Origin of the sequence: Gluconobacter sp. P1D12_c, from assembly GCF_018812105.1 — a bacterium.
In the GTDB taxonomy this organism is placed as follows: domain Bacteria; phylum Pseudomonadota; class Alphaproteobacteria; order Acetobacterales; family Acetobacteraceae; genus Gluconobacter; species Gluconobacter oxydans_A.
Window position 1 is genome coordinate 1 of sequence record NZ_JACSIQ010000938.1, and the last position, 349, is coordinate 349.

At 52.4% G+C, this 349-nt stretch carries 1 protein-coding gene; it reads right to left on the reverse strand.

Features of this window, described 5'->3' with window-relative positions; genetic code table 11:
* Positions 1-275, reverse strand: a 275-nt coding sequence (locus KP705_RS19870) for a transposase (RefSeq protein WP_252348467.1), incomplete at its 3' end; no start/stop codon positions are given.
* Between the last annotated feature and the right edge of the window lie 74 nt (positions 276-349).

Sequence of the window (349 nt, forward strand, 5' to 3'; positions counted from 1 at the left end):
AAACGCATGAAGGACAGGCGGTCATTGATCAGATATTCCGTCCGTTCATCGGACAGATTATTCAGCGTCTGGATCACCAGGATTTTGAACATCAGCACCGGATCAAACGGCGGACGGCCGCCTTTGCTCCCGTCCGCATAGGCCAGAGCCTTCTCCAGGTCAGGACGGAATACTTCAAAATCCACAGTCCGGGAAAACGCTTCGAGCTGGTCACCAAGCCCACTCAGACGAGCCAGGCGATCTTCAACATCAAAAAAACCGGGCTGCATCATCATCCATCCCTCATCGTAAGATGAACGATGGAATCACACACAGGGCCTCATAACCAGAGGGTTTTTCGAACCCTCCA